This window comes from Nocardia sp. NPDC005366 (assembly GCF_040606855.1).
In the GTDB taxonomy this organism is placed as follows: Bacteria; Actinomycetota; Actinomycetes; order Mycobacteriales; family Mycobacteriaceae; genus Nocardia.
Genome location: NZ_JBEXFQ010000045.1, coordinates 1 through 15,221 on the forward strand (window position 1 = coordinate 1; position 15,221 = coordinate 15,221).

General features: G+C 67.1%; 12 protein-coding genes. All 12 read right to left on the bottom strand.

The features are described from left to right. Positions 1 to 1,105 precede the first annotated feature (1,105 nt). On the bottom strand, positions 1,106 to 1,456 hold the full coding sequence (locus ABZS43_RS32655; RefSeq protein WP_355039851.1) for a hypothetical protein: 351 nt from the start codon (positions 1,454 to 1,456) through the stop codon (positions 1,106 to 1,108). 805 nt (positions 1,457 to 2,261) lie between these two features. After that, positions 2,262 to 2,765, bottom strand: coding sequence for a hypothetical protein (locus tag ABZS43_RS32660; RefSeq protein WP_355039852.1), 504 nt, complete (start codon positions 2,763 to 2,765; stop codon positions 2,262 to 2,264). Positions 2,766 to 2,789: 24 nt separating this feature from the next. Further along, complete coding sequence (locus tag ABZS43_RS32665; protein WP_355039853.1) at positions 2,790 to 3,248, bottom strand: hypothetical protein; 459 nt, start codon at positions 3,246 to 3,248, stop codon at positions 2,790 to 2,792. A gap of 48 nt (positions 3,249 to 3,296) precedes the next feature. Then, the gene (locus ABZS43_RS32670; protein WP_355039854.1) at positions 3,297 to 4,298 is read right to left on the bottom strand and encodes an alpha/beta hydrolase; all 1,002 of its coding nucleotides are present in this window, start codon (positions 4,296 to 4,298) and stop codon (positions 3,297 to 3,299) included. 541 nt (positions 4,299 to 4,839) lie between these two features. Continuing rightward, positions 4,840 to 5,121 (bottom strand): hypothetical protein, encoded by a 282-nt coding sequence (locus ABZS43_RS32675; protein ID WP_355039890.1) that lies wholly within the window; start codon positions 5,119 to 5,121, stop codon positions 4,840 to 4,842. A 56-nt stretch (positions 5,122 to 5,177) separates the two neighbouring features. Continuing rightward, on the bottom strand, positions 5,178 to 6,530 hold the full coding sequence (locus ABZS43_RS32680) for an MmgE/PrpD family protein (RefSeq protein ID WP_355039855.1): 1,353 nt from the start codon (positions 6,528 to 6,530) through the stop codon (positions 5,178 to 5,180). After that, positions 6,530 to 8,563, bottom strand: coding sequence for a 3-hydroxyacyl-CoA dehydrogenase NAD-binding domain-containing protein (locus ABZS43_RS32685; RefSeq protein ID WP_355039856.1), 2,034 nt, complete (start codon positions 8,561 to 8,563; stop codon positions 6,530 to 6,532). The genes ABZS43_RS32680 and ABZS43_RS32685 overlap by 1 nt, the downstream gene beginning before the upstream one ends. Beyond that, on the bottom strand, positions 8,560 to 10,659 hold the full coding sequence (locus ABZS43_RS32690; protein ID WP_355039857.1) for an acetate--CoA ligase family protein: 2,100 nt from the start codon (positions 10,657 to 10,659) through the stop codon (positions 8,560 to 8,562). Before ABZS43_RS32690 ends, ABZS43_RS32685 begins: the two co-directional genes overlap by 4 nt. Then, entirely contained in the window at positions 10,659 to 11,831 is a 1,173-nt protein-coding gene (locus ABZS43_RS32695; protein ID WP_355039858.1) for an acyl-CoA dehydrogenase, read from the bottom strand. Before ABZS43_RS32695 ends, ABZS43_RS32690 begins: the two co-directional genes overlap by 1 nt. A gap of 105 nt (positions 11,832 to 11,936) precedes the next feature. Next, positions 11,937 to 12,755: an N-acyl homoserine lactonase family protein gene (locus ABZS43_RS32700; protein WP_355039859.1), complete on the bottom strand. Its 819-nt coding sequence runs from the start codon at positions 12,753 to 12,755 to the stop codon at positions 11,937 to 11,939. Beyond that, positions 12,748 to 13,626, bottom strand: coding sequence for an NAD(P)-dependent oxidoreductase (locus ABZS43_RS32705; RefSeq protein ID WP_355039860.1), 879 nt, complete (start codon positions 13,624 to 13,626; stop codon positions 12,748 to 12,750). The genes ABZS43_RS32700 and ABZS43_RS32705 overlap by 8 nt, the downstream gene beginning before the upstream one ends. A gap of 100 nt (positions 13,627 to 13,726) precedes the next feature. Further along, positions 13,727 to 15,208, bottom strand: a complete 1,482-nt coding sequence (locus ABZS43_RS32710) for an aldehyde dehydrogenase family protein (protein ID WP_355039861.1) — start codon at positions 15,206 to 15,208, stop codon at positions 13,727 to 13,729. Positions 15,209 to 15,221: the final 13 nt, after the last annotated feature.

Consider the following 15,221-nt stretch of genomic DNA (forward strand, 5'->3'; position numbering starts at 1 on the left):
CTAGAGAAACGCTCTTCAGGCGCGCATCTCCATGTCACCGCAGCTCAGGCCATAAACCGTCGCTCCAGACGCCCGAAATTCTGCGGAACCCCGGACTGACGTTGTGGACCTGGTCGAAAGTGTTGCGGCGCATAGCGTTAGCGGCCGGAGTGCTGAACTTCTCCACTCACACCATCCGGCATCTGTGCTTGACCGACCTGGCCAGGATGGGTTGAGAGCTGCATGCGATCGCGACGTTCGCCGGGCATCGCAGTACCGACTCGACCTTGACCTATATCCACTTGTCGGGCCGGGATCTGTCGGACAAACTGAATTCCTCCATGGCGCAGATCCATGCCTGGCGCCTCGAGATGCTCACCGGCACCGGGAGTTCCGGAAGCGGACCGGACATGCCGGCGTGAGCGCCGCCGCCAACCGGGCGCGGGCAAGCACCGCCGCCGATCGGCGGCTGTCTGACTCGACGCGGTGGGATCGGCGGATCGCGTTGAGCGACACCGAGATCGCGACGCTGGCGGTGCTCGACCCGCAGCAGCTGCGCCGCAACAAGGCCGTGGGTACTCCGCGGAGGACCGCGGTGCACTGGCGGGCACTGACCCGGCCGGTCGAGCCGTTGGACGCGACGGTGGCCGGGTTGCATCACGACGGCGACGACCGGTTCCGCCTCGCCGGCAGGCAGGCGGCGGCGATCATGCTGGCCCACTGCGCCGAAACCGGCCGCAGCTGGTGGGGCTGGACCACATGGGAGTGGGCCACGCTCTGCGGCGGCAGCGCACGCGAGTTCACCACCGCGCAGTCGATGCCGACCGAGTCGACGGTTCGGCCGTTCCTGGTGGCCCTGGCCTATCTGCTCGGCGGGTTCACCGACTTCCACCGTCTGGGCCTGTTTAAGACTCCCGCGACATTTTCGCCGAGGACGCGGTCTGCCTGCTCGACGTTCCCGTCCACAAGACCGGCACCGCGTTCACCAAACCCGTCGACCCCTTCGTCGAACAAGCTATCCACGCATGGCAGACGCTGCGGCCCGACCAGCCGAAACAATTGGACCGCAAGACCGGGAGCGCGTCGAGGTGCTGTTCTCCATTCGCGCCCTGCCCGTCGGCAAGCCCTACGTCAACCACACCATCATCCCGGCACTCTGCGCCAAGGCCGGTGTCCCCACCGCCGATGTCCGCGGCACATCACCAGCCACCACGCCCGATCCACCATCGCGAGCCAGCTCTACAACGCCAAGGAACCCATGCCCCTGTTCGAACTGCAGGCATGGCTCGGACATCGCCCCCTCAATACCACCCAGCATTACGCCAAAATCACCCCGAACACCCTGTCCAAGGCATATTCCGAGGCCGGGTACTTCGCCCGCAACGTCCGCACCCTCAAGGTCCTCGTCGACCGAGACGCTGTCACCTCCGGCGCAGCAGCCGCCGGAGAACCCTGGCAGCACTACGACCTCGGTCACGGCTTCTGCACCTACACGTTCTTCGAACAGTGCCCCCCGAATGGCTTGTGCCCGTTGCGATTTCTACACGCCCAAGAACTCCAGCAAGGGCCAACTCCTCGAAGCCAAAGAGAACCTGCAACGGATGCTCGCCAACATCCCGCTCAGACGAAGAACGAGTCGCCGTCGACGAGGGACACAGCGCTCTCGACCAACTCCTCGAACGCCTCATCGACGTCCCCGCCCCAACCGGGGTCACACCCCGACAGATCGGCGTTCCACCCACCGCCACCTTGCTGCCCATCACCCCCACAACCCCCGAAAAACTGTCATAAACAGGACATTTCAGATTCCACAGAATGTGTGCGATCAAGGATGAGCATTCCGCACGAGTGCTGGGCTGGTCGGTGGCCGACCATATGCGCACCGAACTGGTCACCGCCACGCTCGACAAAGCGATCGCCACGCGCGGCCGTACCCTGCTCCCTGCTGCGCACGGCCGAGTTGACCGGAGCGGAAAATGTGTCGGTTCGGCGATCTGTTGAACCTCGTCTCCGATCCCGGTCTTCTGCTTGGCCGGGCCAACTTCGATCTCCTGCGACGCCTCGTGCTCCTCAGTTGACCACCCGCCCCGCAAGATCACCAACTCTATGCGAGATCCACAATCTGAGCGGACTTGACAGCCCTCGTCCTCGGCACGGGACCGGCGCGCTGGGCTCGTGGAAAGCCGATCGTGACACCGCATCCTGCGATGTGTGTGCCGGGGTGTGGCTGGACCGATCCGGCGGCCGACTGGCCGCTGGGGATCCCGTGTGCTGCTTCGGTTTCACGCTCGTGCAGCGGCGAGGATTCGGCGCAGCACCAAGGCGAGTTGGGTTCGTTGTTTTCCGCGCTGGCTCAACACGTTCCAGCCGAGGAGCCGGTCGGCTCGGGCGGCGCGCTCCTGCATCGTCGAGTGGTGCAACTGTAGGACGCTCGCGGCATCGCGCACGCTGTTGGTGATGCTGATCGCGTGGAGCGTCTCCAACATCCACGCGGTGGCGGCGGCCGCGTCGTTCAGTGCGGCGACGTCGGCGGGCGGCGTGTCGTCCGGCCGGACGCCGGCGGCCAGAACCAGCAGGGTGCCGGTTTCCTCGGCGAGGATCACGCGATCGCCCGGGTCCTGTTGTGTGCCTTCGGCGGTCAGCATGCGCGCCAGGCGGGCTCGGGCCCACGAGCTCGCGGCCGCTCGGGCGGGCACGATCGGACCGATTCCCGCTCGGCCCGCGCCGATTGCGGCGCGAGCGTCCTCGAACGATCGGGTGAGCAGCGGGCCGTCGTCCGTCGCCACGACGCACAGCGGAGTCGTTGGCGGTCAGCCCAAGTCCGCGCAGGGCCGCGTCGTCCGGATCGTCGGCCAGCAGCGCCCGGACCCATCCTGCTCTGCGCTGTTCGGGGGTGTCCAGGGTGCGCCGAGCACGGTCGCCGCGGCGAGCAACGCGCGTTCCAGGACGAGTGTGTCGAGACCGCCTTCGACGGATTCATCACGCTCCAAACACATTTCGAGCAACCCATCGCCCGCGACGACTCGCGGCCACCCGTCCGCGAGCGTGGAATCCGGTGTCGTGTACGTGCCTTCGGGCAGAACCCGACGGCGATCGCCGCGTGATCGATCAACGAAACCGACGGGGCAGCCAGAAAGTATTGCGGCGCCGCGCAATACCGAACGACAACCGGCGCGGTGCTCGACGAGCCGGTCGAAGTAGACGACGATCTGCAGTGCGTTCGCCGCCTCGGGAGCCAGAGCGGAAAGTCGGATCGTCAGCTCGCGCATCGTTCTTCCTCTGCTCGGCACCGCCTCGTGCACGACATCCCGAGGTGGTCAGGAGTTCATGATCCTCCGCAGCCACCGAACCCGGACGTCCTTGGTATCTCGCGACACCGTCGTCTGCGGAGCCAGTCCATCATACCTGTGGAAGCCTCCGGCGAAAACGTGCAGCTCCGCCTGGCCTCCGGCGCGCCAGATATTGCTCGCGTAGGTGACGGCCTCGTCCCGGAACGTCTCCGCGGAGCCGACATCGATCAACGCCGGTGGCAGACCGGACAAGTCGGTCGCGCGGGCGGGAGCAGCGTACGGCGAGACATCCGGGCCGCCCCGCGCCGCCCCGAGCAGCGCCGACCAGCCGGTTTCGTTCGCGTGCCGATGCCAGACGCCGCGTCCTTCACTCTGGATCGCCGAAGGGGTGTCGTTGCGGTCGTCGAGCATCGGGCACATGAGGACCTGAGCCGCGATCGCCGGGCCCTGCCGGTCCCGGGCCAGCAGCGCGGTCGCAGCGGCCAGGCCGCCACCCGCGCTTTCACCCGCGATGACGATTCGCGCCGGATCGATACCGAGTTCTCCGGCGTGATCGGCAACCCAGACCAGCCCGGCGTAGCAATCCTCCATCGGTCCCGGATGCGGCGTTTCGGGAGCGAGGCGGTAGTCGACCGAAATCAGCGTCGCGTCGAATTCCGTTGCCCAGTCGAGCATATCATCGCTGATCATCCGGTTGCTGCCGATGATCATGCCGCCGCCGTGGATGTAATAAATCGCCGCGCTCGGCGCCTGGATTCCCGTGGGGCGGCAGACCATCAACGAAATCTGTTCTCCGTGGACGCCAGGAACGAGAATTTCTTCGACGTGGAAGGCGCCGTCACGACTGAGCTCCTCGTTCGAGCGGGAGACCATGAGCTCGCCGGCCCTTGCTCGGATTGCCGGTATGGCATCGACGGAGGTGAAATTCGGCATATGCGGCAGGATCACTTCCAGCGCCGCGGCGAGTTCCGGGTCGAATGGAACGGGGGGCCCGATCTGTGGTGTGATCGCGACGTCGCTGTCGGTCATTGTGCCTCCTTCTCGTAACTGCTCGGCCCAGTCTGGCCGGGGGACGGCACGAGCGGTACAGCCATGCGACGGAAAATACCCGCCGAATGGCGGGTACTCCCAGCCGACTTCAGCTGCACCAGTTGCTCAGCACTGGGTCTGACCGATGCGTCGGAATCGGGGTGTGTCGCGGGAACGAGAGCGATCAGGCCGAGGGTCCTGATCGAACGCCAATGGTCACGCTTGTGGATCATCGTGCTGCTTTCTCTCATAGAACCGGAGCTGCCGGAGCCGGACGGTGATGTAGATCACAAACCGGGGTCAGGTAACCTAGGTGCGCAAAGTAGATGTGTCAATAAGAAATCTAGGTTCACTAGGTTGTCGTGGAACCTCAGGTTCCACAGGTGCTGCTCGCGGTGGGGATCAGGCCGGGGTGCAGCCTGAGCAGTGAAGGGAAGTCCGCGTTGAGCACGGAATACTGCGGGTTCGACCACAGCTCCCCTTGGTGCAAGACTTCACCGAAGGCCGATACTATAGCGGTACAGATAGTCAACTAGGTTTGCTAAGTAAGCTGTTTTTTGCTTCTGTCGCAAAGGTGGGTAGAGGCATTGACTAGCAACTGACCATCTCGCCCTTCTGATCGGGAAAGAGTTCCAGAAGCCGGGCCCCTCCGCTCGAAACTCGTCGTAATCTGCAAGGTGGTCGCCGCCGGGCTTCGTGTCCATGTGGTTGTTGCGACCGCCTTCATCGCCGCCAACTCCGACTCATGGTCACCCTTGCTCTCGGCGAACATCCGCACCGCCCGCTCACGCAACTCCTGCGGATACTTCTTCGAACTCGACACGACTCCATCCTTCACAGACGTTGAAGTCTCCTGACACCCCGGAGCGGTTCAGGTGGTCAATCACCGTTCGGTTGGCAGGCAAGGTTGCGCACAGATCGCAGGGCCGCCACCTCCACGAGCTGATCCTGGAGCCGTGCAGCATTCGCTGCGCCCAGAACCGGTGCGCTCAGCCCGGTGAACTTGGCGGTGATGGCGTCGGTGGACAGCGGGTTCTCGGGGCTTCCTGGTCGGTCAGGAACTGTCCGCATGACGCGGTCACCATTCTTGGTGGTGATGGTCACCGACGCGCCTCGGCGGGCGGGGAATGCCGCCTCGAACTGATCGCCGACCTCGAGACTCACACGCTCAGCCAGCGTCCGCCACCGAGTATCGGCGATTCGCGCGGCCTCGAAACTGTCCTGATCGAGTCGGCCGTCTGTCAGCGCGGTCGCGACGGTGTATGCGAGGCTGAATCGGGCGGCGGCCGGCGTCTGTGGATCCGCATTGCCTGCGACGTCCAGCGCCGCGCTGTAGCTGGCGACGGTGATGGTGTCCACCTGGTCAGGCTGTAACCCGGTGTCGCGAAGTTGGAGGGCTGCGGCGATGGCCGCGAAGGTGTGTCCGCAGCAGGGATAGGGCTTGACGGTCAACTGCTCGATGACGGGGACGGTGGCAGACCGGTCATGGCAGATCGTCCAATCCGCGTCCGCGCCTGTGGCAGCGGCCAGGCCGCTCTCACCTTCCAATGCGTCCAGGGCTCCCACGATGCCGCCACCCGCGGCGAGCGCGGCGATGACCCCGGCATGCGCAGCGTTGCCGGCGTGCAGCGGCTTGCCCGTGCTGTCGCGCCGAAACGTCTGCTGGAGTCCGCCGGCCATGGTCGCTGCGAGCGTGATCGAGTGGATGGTCGCAGCGCTGTCGAGCTCGAGCAGGTAAGCGGCGGCCATGGCTGATCCGAGGGCACCCGCGGTGCCGGTGGTGTGCCATCGGCGGTAGTGGGTCGGGCCCAGTGCTCGAGCGACCCTGCCGGCGACCTCGATACCCGCGACGACGGCGTCCTCGAAGCGGCGGCCGGTTGCGTCCACCATGTCGCCGACCGCGAGCGCGGTCGCCACGACGGGTGCGCCTGGATGCACCAGCCCCGGGGCATAGATGTCATCGAGTTCGAGCGTGTGCGCGGCAGTGCCGTTGACGAGTGCGGCCGTGGCGGGGTCCGCCGAGCCGCCGCGACCGACGAGACGGGACGAACCGCCTGCGGCCAGGCTCTGCGCCAGAGTCTGTGGCAGGCGTTCGATGGATCCGGCAATCGTCACGGCGAACCAGTCGAGCAGGGTCCGCCGGACCGCTTCGGACGTCGTCACCGACTGTTCTCCGGCGACAAGGTCGAGCGCGGCCACGGTGAGGGCTTGGGCTGCGGTCTGCTCACCCACTACTCGCCACCTCCGATTACTTCGCGAACGAGCCCGAAGTGATCGGGCTCGTGAGCGGCCTTCGCAACGGCTGCCGTGAGTGCGGCGATCCGTTGGAGCGGCTGCTGGCGGGCCCACCACACCGGCCCACCGAGGTGGCGGGGGAAGCCGAATCCGTTGACCAGGACGACGTCGATGTCATCGATGTGCGCCGCCACGCCATCGGCGACGGCACGAGCGCCCTCGACCACCATTGCCCCGATCGTTCGATCGAGGATCTCATCCGCGGAGAGTGCGGGGCGGTCGAGGCCCTTGCGTGCGGATTCCGCGACGATCAGGTCGATCACCTCGCTGTCCAGCGTCGGCGTCCCGTCGGCGTCATATGTGTAGTAGCCCGCGGAGGTCCGGCGGCCGAGGCGGCCGAGGTCGCAGAGCTTGTCGGGGATGTCGACATACCGGGCTGGGAGAACGCCGCGCTGCCGCCAGCTTCGACGCAATGCCTGGGCGATCTGCAGCCCTGAGAGGTCGGCCACCGCGAACGGGCCCATGGGAAGCCCGAACTCCTGCACGGTGGTGTCCACCTGGTCCGGAAGCGCCCCGTCCTCCAGCAGGTACTCGGCGTGCCGCCGGTAGACAGCGAAGATGCGGTTGCCGATAAATCCCTCGCCGTCGCCCGCCAGTACCGCACACTTCTCGATGTCCTTGACCAGGCGCAGACCGGCTGCGACGGACGTGGCAGCCGACTTGGGACCGGAGACGACTTCGACCAGGCGCATGGCCTGGGGCGGATTGAAGAAGTGAAGCCCGATCAGCGCGCTCGGGTCCGGCAGCGCGTCGGCGATGTGGCCGACGCCGAGATAGGAGGTATTGGTGGCCAGCACGGCCCCTGGCGCAGCGGCGGCCGCCGCCCGCAGCACCGACGTCTTGACCTCCAGGTCTTCGAACACGGCCTCGATGATCAGCTCTGCCTCGGCCAGGTCCGCAACGTCGGCCGATGCCGTTACCGCGTCCCCGTACGCCGCCACCGTCGCAGCACTCACGTGCCTCCGTCGTCCGAGGCGAGCCACCCGGGACCTGACCGCGTCAGCCGCCTGGGCCGCCCGGTCGACGTCGACATCGACAACGTGCACGGAGAGTCCATGGATCGCAAGCTCGGCGGCGATGCCGATCCCCATCGCGCCCGCGCCGACCACCGCGGCGCTCCTCAGTGGTTCACCGGCCGGCCGCGCGCTTCGGCGGCGGGGTGCCGAGCGCTCGGCGAAGAATATGTGGCGCAGCGCCTCGGCATCCGGACCTACTCGGTAACGGTCGAAGACTGCGCGCTCGGTGGAGAGCGCCGCCTCGATCGGCTCGACCCCGGCACTGCGTACCAACTGGGCAGCCTCGACAGCGTTGGGTCGTGCGCGCCGCAAGACCTTTGTGGCGGCGTCGTCGACCGCTGCTGGATCCTCCGCAGGCACCTCGAGTCCCGAGGTCGGTCGCTTGGACGTGGTCCGCGCGAGCTCGCATGCCCGCGCGACCAGATCTTCGGCCACGATGCGATCCACGATGCCGAGCTCGTGCGCCTCCTCGGCCGACAGTCTGCGTCCCGATACGATGACCTCGATGGCAGCGGCCCGGCCGACCAGACGCGGTAGCCGCTGCGTGCCTCCGGCGCCCGGAACCATGCCGAGCGTGACCTCGGGCAAGCCGACGGCGGCCCGAGGGGTCGCGATTCGTGCGTCACATCCCAGCGCCAACTCGAGCCCGCCGCCGAGGGCAACGCCGTCGATCGCCGCGACGACCGTTCGCCGGCACTCCTCGATCGCGGCGATGACCTCGGGCAGCAACGGCCGTGGCACCGGACCGCCGAACTCGGTGATATCGGAGCCGGCCATGAAGTTGCCGCCCTTGCCGACGATGACACCGGCGATCAGGTCGCTGCTCGCTGTGAGACGTCCGATCCCGGCGAGTAGTCCCGCACGTACCCCCTGTGCGCCGGCGTTGACCGGAGGGTTGTCGATCGTCATCACCAGGACGCCGTCATGGATGCTTTCAGTGACCTGCGCCGTCATCGGCCCACCTTCGGATTCATGATGCGCACCAGCGCATCGACAGCGACGACACCGCGACCTTCGGGCAGAACCATCACCGGATTCGCCTCGGCCTCGACAACGGTGCCACCGGACGCCTCTCCGAGGCGCGACATGGCGACTACCGCGGCCGCGAGTGCGTCGAGGTCACCCCGCGGTGCGCCCCGGTATCCGGTGAGTGCGCGCAGGGAGACGACCTCGCCGACCATGTCGCGCGCGGTGTCGAGGTCGACCGGCGCGGTGCGGACGCTTCGGTCCTGATACATCTCGGCCAGCACCCCGCCGGCGGCGAGCACCACGATCGGCCCGGCGTCTGCGTCGTATCGATAACCGATGAGGGTCTCGCCGAGACCTTTCACCATCTCCTGAACGAGCACTCGATCGACCCGGATTTCCGGCATGTGGTGGGAGACTGCGGTACTGATCTCCTTGATCGCGGCGTCGAGCGCTTGGTCGTCCGCGATCCCGAGCACGACACCGCCGATGTCCGACTTGTGCGGAACGTGGGCCGACAGGACCTTGACCACCGCGGGGGCCGGCACCGGAAGACTGATCCGGCCGGTGCCCGCGAGGGTCGTATCGATCACCTCGTAGCCGGCGTGCGGTACGCCGACGGAGGAGAGGAGGTCATAGGAGCGGACCTCGTCAAGCACCTCGCTGACGCCGTCGTCCGGCAGCCTCGGCACCGGATCCGACTTGGGGGCGCGCCGATCGAAGACCGCGACGACCGCCTCCGCGCAGGCTTCGGGAGTGCGGAACGCCGCGACGCCGGCCTCGCGGAGCAGCGTGAGCGCCTCCGGAGCATCCGGCATGATGAAGGCCGCGAGCGGTTTCGCGGCGCCGATGCTGTCGGCGATCGGTTTGACGGCAAGGTCCGGGCGGAACCTGGCCGAGGAGCCGGGCACCGCGACGACGGCATCGAACTCGGGGGCTGAGCACACCACATCGAGCGCGGCCTTCATGACCTCGTATCGCGTACCGGCGAGAGTGAGATCGATGAGTACGCCGTGCCCCGTGTCGACCCCGCGCTCGGCCAGACGCGCCACTGTCTCCGGCGAGGGTGCCGTCGGGACTGCTCCCGCCACCGCGAGGCAGTCGACGACCATCGCGCCGCCGCCGCCGGTGGTGGAGATGACGGCGACCCGCGGCCGCGGATTCCCGCGACCGGTGGGCCGCACGAGTCGAGCGAACTGCTGCGCTTCGAGCAGCGCTTCGAAGTTGGTGACGCGAGCGATACCGAGATCGTGCAGCAGCGCCGTCGCCACCGCGTCGTCGCCCGCGAGTGCGCCGGTGTGGGAGACGGACAGACCTGCGCCCTCCTCGGAGCGTCCGAGCTTGTACGCGACGATCGGCTTTCCCGCTACGGCCGCGGCGCACGCGAAGCGGCGAAGGTCGTCGGCGGCGTGCAGATTCTCCAGGAACAGCGCGTAGCTGGAGATGCCGGGATCCCCGACTGTCGACAGGCAGATCTCGCCGAGGGACAGATCGAGTTCTGAGCCGGTGGCGACCAGGCCGTGGAACCCGATACCCATGCCCTTCCCGCGCGAGACCAGCGCGCCGATGGCGCTGCCCGACTGGGATGCGACGAAGACGCCGCCGCGCGGCAGGTCGGCTTCGGCGAAGGCCGCGTTCGCGGTCAGCAGGAACCGCTCCGCCAGGTTGACGAGGCCGAGGCTGCTCGGGCCGAGGATGCGCGTGCGGGAGTTCCGCGCGATCTCCCTGATCGCTGCGATCCGGCGTACCCCAGCAGGATCGGTCTCGACGAACCCGTCGGCGAGGATGGTCACCACCGTCACCCCGAGCTCCGCGCACTCGCGGGTGATGTCGATGGCATCATCGGCGCCGACCAGCACAAAGACCTGGTCGGGCACCGTGGGGAGGTCGCGCACACTGGGGTAGGCAGTGTGGCCCAGCACCGTCGAGCGGGTCGGATTGACCGGATAGACGGTCCCCGGCCAGCCGGAGCGGGTGAGGTAGTCCAGCGGCCGGCCCGTCGTTTTCTCGGGACTGTCGGAGGCGCCGACGATCGCGACGGTGCCGGGGCGGAAGAGGGCCTTGTACAGGTCGTCCGTCGTCATCACGCGCCCTTGCTCGGCGTAGCTACGGAGGGCCGCTGACTGAAGCGCCGGTCGAAGACGGTCTCAGCGATACGGTTCTTCAGTATCTCGGTCGAGCCGCCGGCGATCATCCAGCCGCGAGTGCGGCGGAAGCAGTACTCGACCAGGGACTCGTGGCTGAAGCCGATGCCGCCCATCGCCTGGACCGCGACATCGGCTGCGCCGAAACCAGCTTGATTCGCGGCGTATTTGGCCACAGCTGTACTGTAGGCCGAAGGCAACGCTTGGTCCGCCTCGAGGGCCGCGCGATGGAGCAGCAGTTCTGCCGACTCGAGTTGCACCGCCCGCTCAGCGAACATCCACTGCAATCCCTGGAACTCCGCGAGCGGACGGCCGAACTGCTCCCTGGCCTTGACGTGGTCGACCGCAGTATCGAAGGCGTACCGACCGACGGCGAGCGAGCGGGCCGCGTTGCCGAGCCGTTCGACATTGAAGCCACTGATCTGCCGCTTGAAACCGCCCTCGCCGAGCAGCACCTGTCCGGCCGGGATGTAGCAGTCCTCGAAGTACAACTGGCACCAGTGCTCACCGTTCATGAACTCGGACGGAGTTCCCACCGTGAAGCCCGGGGTGTCCTTCTCGACCAGTACCGATCCGATACCGCCGACACCCGGCCCGAACCGGACGTACACCAGGAAGAGCGCCGCGTCGGAGCTGTGGGTGCCGAAGACTTTGCTGCCGTTGATGACGTAGCCGTCTCCCCTCGGCGTCGCGGTGGTCGCCAGATCGGTGACGGCCGACCCCGCATCGGGCTCAGTCATGCCGAGGGCTATAGCGCTCTCGCCCGCGAGCAGTGACGGCAGGTAGCGATCACGCTGCTCGGCGGTGGCGTACTCGGCGAACGTGCGAATCGGACCGAAGTTGCCTGCCTGGATCACATCCGCGCTGCGGGGGCAGTATTTCGCCACGGCCCGGATCGCCGTGATCGCGGCGAGCAGTGAGGCACCCTGCCCGCCCTTGTCCTCCGGGATCGTCAGGCCGAGGAGACCCTGCTTGGCCATCGCGCGGGCGACCTCCCAAGGGAACCCCGAGTCGTGCGCACGCGCGAGGGCACCATCGGCGAGGGTGCGCGAAGCGAATGACTCGACGGACTCTCGGAATGCCTCGATCTCATCCGGAAGATGGAAGTCCATGTTTTGCTCCAGTTGTCTGGCTCGTGGCGGGTGGGTGCTGGCGTGGCCGGGTCATCCACGGCAGCCCTGGTTGCTCGTCCGCGGTCGCGCCGAGCGGGGGTGTGCTTATTCGGGTGGCGACGGCGGGCGGTGTAGCGCAACGACTCCCGCGGGCAACCCGGAGCCGTCGTAGCGGTTCATGACCTGCGGATCGTGGCCCGGGATGATGTGATCGAGGGTGTCGGCCAGGCTGACGATGGTGTCGTAGCCATCGAGCATCTCGCCGAGGTCCACGATCGCGGGGAAGGGGTCCCGCTCCTCGAAGTTGGCGTAGTAGTGCAGCGCGTCCGACGCGAGCACGACCCAGCCGCGTTCGGTCCAAACCCTGACGATCTGCAGGCCGCGGGTGTGTCCGCCGATCAGGTGCAGTTCGAGTCCTGGAGCGATCGCGTGCGGGCCGTCCACAGTCGAGACCGCCCCGGCGTGGATACGGCGCAGCACACCGATCAGATCTTCGACCTCGAAGAAGTGGTTCAAGGACGGGTGGCGCATGCTCGGACCCATCGTGTAGGCGAGTTCCCGCTCCTGTAGCCAGACGCGCGCAGCCGGGAAGTCGTCAAGTCCGCCCGCGTGGTCGTAGTGCAGGTGCGTCAACACGACGTCGCCGACTGCGCCCGGATCGATGCCGAGCGTGCGCACAGCCTCGGCAGGCGTCCGCTCGAGGGTGCGGCCTCTCCGCTGGCTGGAGTGCTCGCTGAAGCCGGTGTCGACCACGGCGATCATGCTGCCGCGCCGCAGCACCCACATGTCGAAGTCGAGCGCCATCGTGCCCTCGCGCCCGGCGCCGTGCAGGAAGTTCTCACATGCCAGGCGATCGGCCACAGCCAGCCGAATTGCGTAGACCTCGAACGGCGAGATCGCCGTGTCGACGCGAACCTCAGCCACGGCCGTCGATCAGTTTGATCATCACGGGGTAGTAGTTGAGCTCGTAGCCCGCGTCGCGAGTCGCCTCCAACAGCTCCATGGTCTGCTGGGCGCCCTTCACGGTCAACCCGCCGTCCTCGGCGAGCTGGAGCGCAAGCGCGAGGTCCTTGATCGCGTAGAGGGTCGGGAATGCCTTCTCCGGGAATTCGTCGGGCACGAGTGTCCCCATCGCGTTCTTGCGTAGCTGAAAGCTATCGGCCGAGCCGAGCTGCAGCGTCTCGAACAGCAGACGACCGTCGACACCGGCGGTGCGCCCGATCGCCATCGCCTCGGCCAGAGCGTTCACATTCTGGAACACGACCATGTTGTTGAGGATCTTGACGACCTGCCCGTTGCCCAAGCCGCCGACATGGACGATGTCGGATCCCATGCAAGACAGGTGAGGCTCGAGGGTCGCGAACAGGCCCTCGGGGGCTCCCACGGTGATCAGCAGCGTGCCCTCGACGGCGGCTTGGCGCAGGCGCGCGACCGGCGCGTCGACAAGCACTGCCCCCGCCGCGGCGACCTGCTCACCCAGCTCCCGAGTACGCGTCACGTCACTGGTGCTCATATCGACGATCACGGCCGGATGCCGCGGCGCCGCCAGAATCTCGCCGACGACCTCTTCGACCTGGGCGATGCTGGGCAGAGACAGGAAGACGATGTCGACCCGAGCAGCGAGATCCGCGAGATCGGACGCGCGCTCCGCCCCGATTTCGACTGCTGACGCGAGCGCGTCATCGCGCGCGTCGTACACGATGACGGGCAGACCGGACTTGCGGGTCAGGTTCGCGCACATGGGCCCGCCCATGACTCCCAGGCCGACAAAACCCAGTACCTTTTCCTCTGACACTTCCCTGACCTCCTGTAGTTAGTAACGGCGAGTCCCTCGGCCCGATTCGGCAGGCTGCCGTCCGCACCGGCTGCGCTGCGTGATGCAGCCACCGGCGGAGCTAGTCGACCGAGACGATCACGCTCTTCACCTGGCTGTAGTGCGCGAGCGCCTCCATGCCCTTCTCGCGGCCGATCCCGCTCTCGCCGTAGCCGCCGAACGGGACCTCCACTCCCGCCCCGGCATATCGATTGATCTGGACCTGGCCGGCCTGCAGTGCCGCGGCGACGCGGTGCGCGCGACCCACGTCCGCCGTGAACACGCCGGCCGACAGCCCGTACGGGGTGTCGTTCGCGATCCGAACGGCTTCCTCGACATCGTCGAAAGTGATGACGGACTGCACGGGGCCGAAGACCTCGTGGCGAGCGATCGGCATGTCGTTCGTGACCTGCGCGAGCAAGGTCGGCATGACGAAGTGGCCCCGATCGGTGTCACCGGCCGTGCCACCGACGAGGACACGTGCACCGTCGCGCTGTGCATCGCCGATGAGTCCGAGCACCCGGGTGCGCTGCTTGTCGGAGATGAGTGGGCCGATGTCGGGATCCTGCAGTCCGTGTCCCACCGACAGGCTGTCCATGCGCTCGGCGACGAGTTCCAGGAAACGCTCCTCGACGGAGCGGTGGACCAGCAGTCGCGTGGTGGCGAAGCAGGACTGGCCGGAGTTGCGGATAACCGCGAGTGCGCCTGCGGCCGCGGCCTTCTCGAGGTCCGCGTCGGCACACACGATCGTGGGCGACTTCCCGCCCAACTCGAGGTTACAACCGATGACGCGGTTCGCGGCGACGGTGGCCACCGACTTCCCTACGGCGACCGATCCGGTGAAGGTGATGTGCTTGATCAGCGGGTGCCGGACCAACGCGTCACCTGTGTCCGGACCCTCACCGAGCACGATGTTGCACAGTCCCGCCGGAAGTCCTGCCTCGACCATGAGAACGGCGGCCAGGGCACTGGTCAGCGGGGTCAGCTCGGAGGGCTTCACCACGACGGCGTTGCCGGCTGCGAGGCTGGGCGCAACCCCGCGCATCATCTGGCTCAGCGGGGCATTCCACGGTGTGATGTGAGCGATCACGCCGTACGGCTCGTGCACCGTGTACGCGAACGTTCCACGAGGTTGCGGAATGGTCTCGCCGGAGAACTTGTCGACCGCGCCTGCGTAGTACTCCAGGTATCTCGCGCTCACCGCAATGTCGGCACGGGCCTGGGAGATCGGTTTGCCGGTGTCGATCGATTCCAGCCCGGCGAGCATCTCGGCCTTATCGCGGAACATATCCGCGCAGCGCATCAAGACGCGCCCGCGAGCGGCGGGCTCCATGGCGGCCCACTCCCCCTGCCAGGCACGGTGCGCCCCCTCGACCGCATCGGCTACCAGGTCGGTGGAAGTCGCCTCGAAACGCGTGATGATGCTATCCGTGCCGGGATCGAGGACGTCGGTGACGCGCTGCCCGGTCGTGGACGTCCACTCCCCCGCAACCACAGCGGTGAGGATCGACGGCAGCCCCGCTGCGTTGACAAGGCTGCGGACGGGGTCAGTGGTGACAGTCATGGAGAATTCCTTC

Bases quoted from the DNA above. Each gene is read 5' to 3' on its own strand.
- ABZS43_RS32665 (WP_355039853.1), bottom strand. From the start codon at position 3,248: ATGCGCGAGCTGACGATCCGACTTTCCGCTCTGGCTCCCGAGGCGGCG.
- ABZS43_RS32670 (WP_355039854.1), bottom strand. From the start codon at position 4,298: ATGACCGACAGCGACGTCGCGATCACACCACAGATCGGGCCCCCCGTT.
- ABZS43_RS32685 (WP_355039856.1), bottom strand. From the start codon at position 8,563: ATGACGGCGCAGGTCACTGAAAGCATCCATGACGGCGTCCTGGTGATG.
- ABZS43_RS32690 (WP_355039857.1), bottom strand. From the start codon at position 10,659: ATGACGACGGACGACCTGTACAAGGCCCTCTTCCGCCCCGGCACCGTC.
- ABZS43_RS32695 (WP_355039858.1), bottom strand. From the start codon at position 11,831: ATGGACTTCCATCTTCCGGATGAGATCGAGGCATTCCGAGAGTCCGTC.
- ABZS43_RS32710 (WP_355039861.1), bottom strand. From the start codon at position 15,208: ATGACTGTCACCACTGACCCCGTCCGCAGCCTTGTCAACGCAGCGGGG.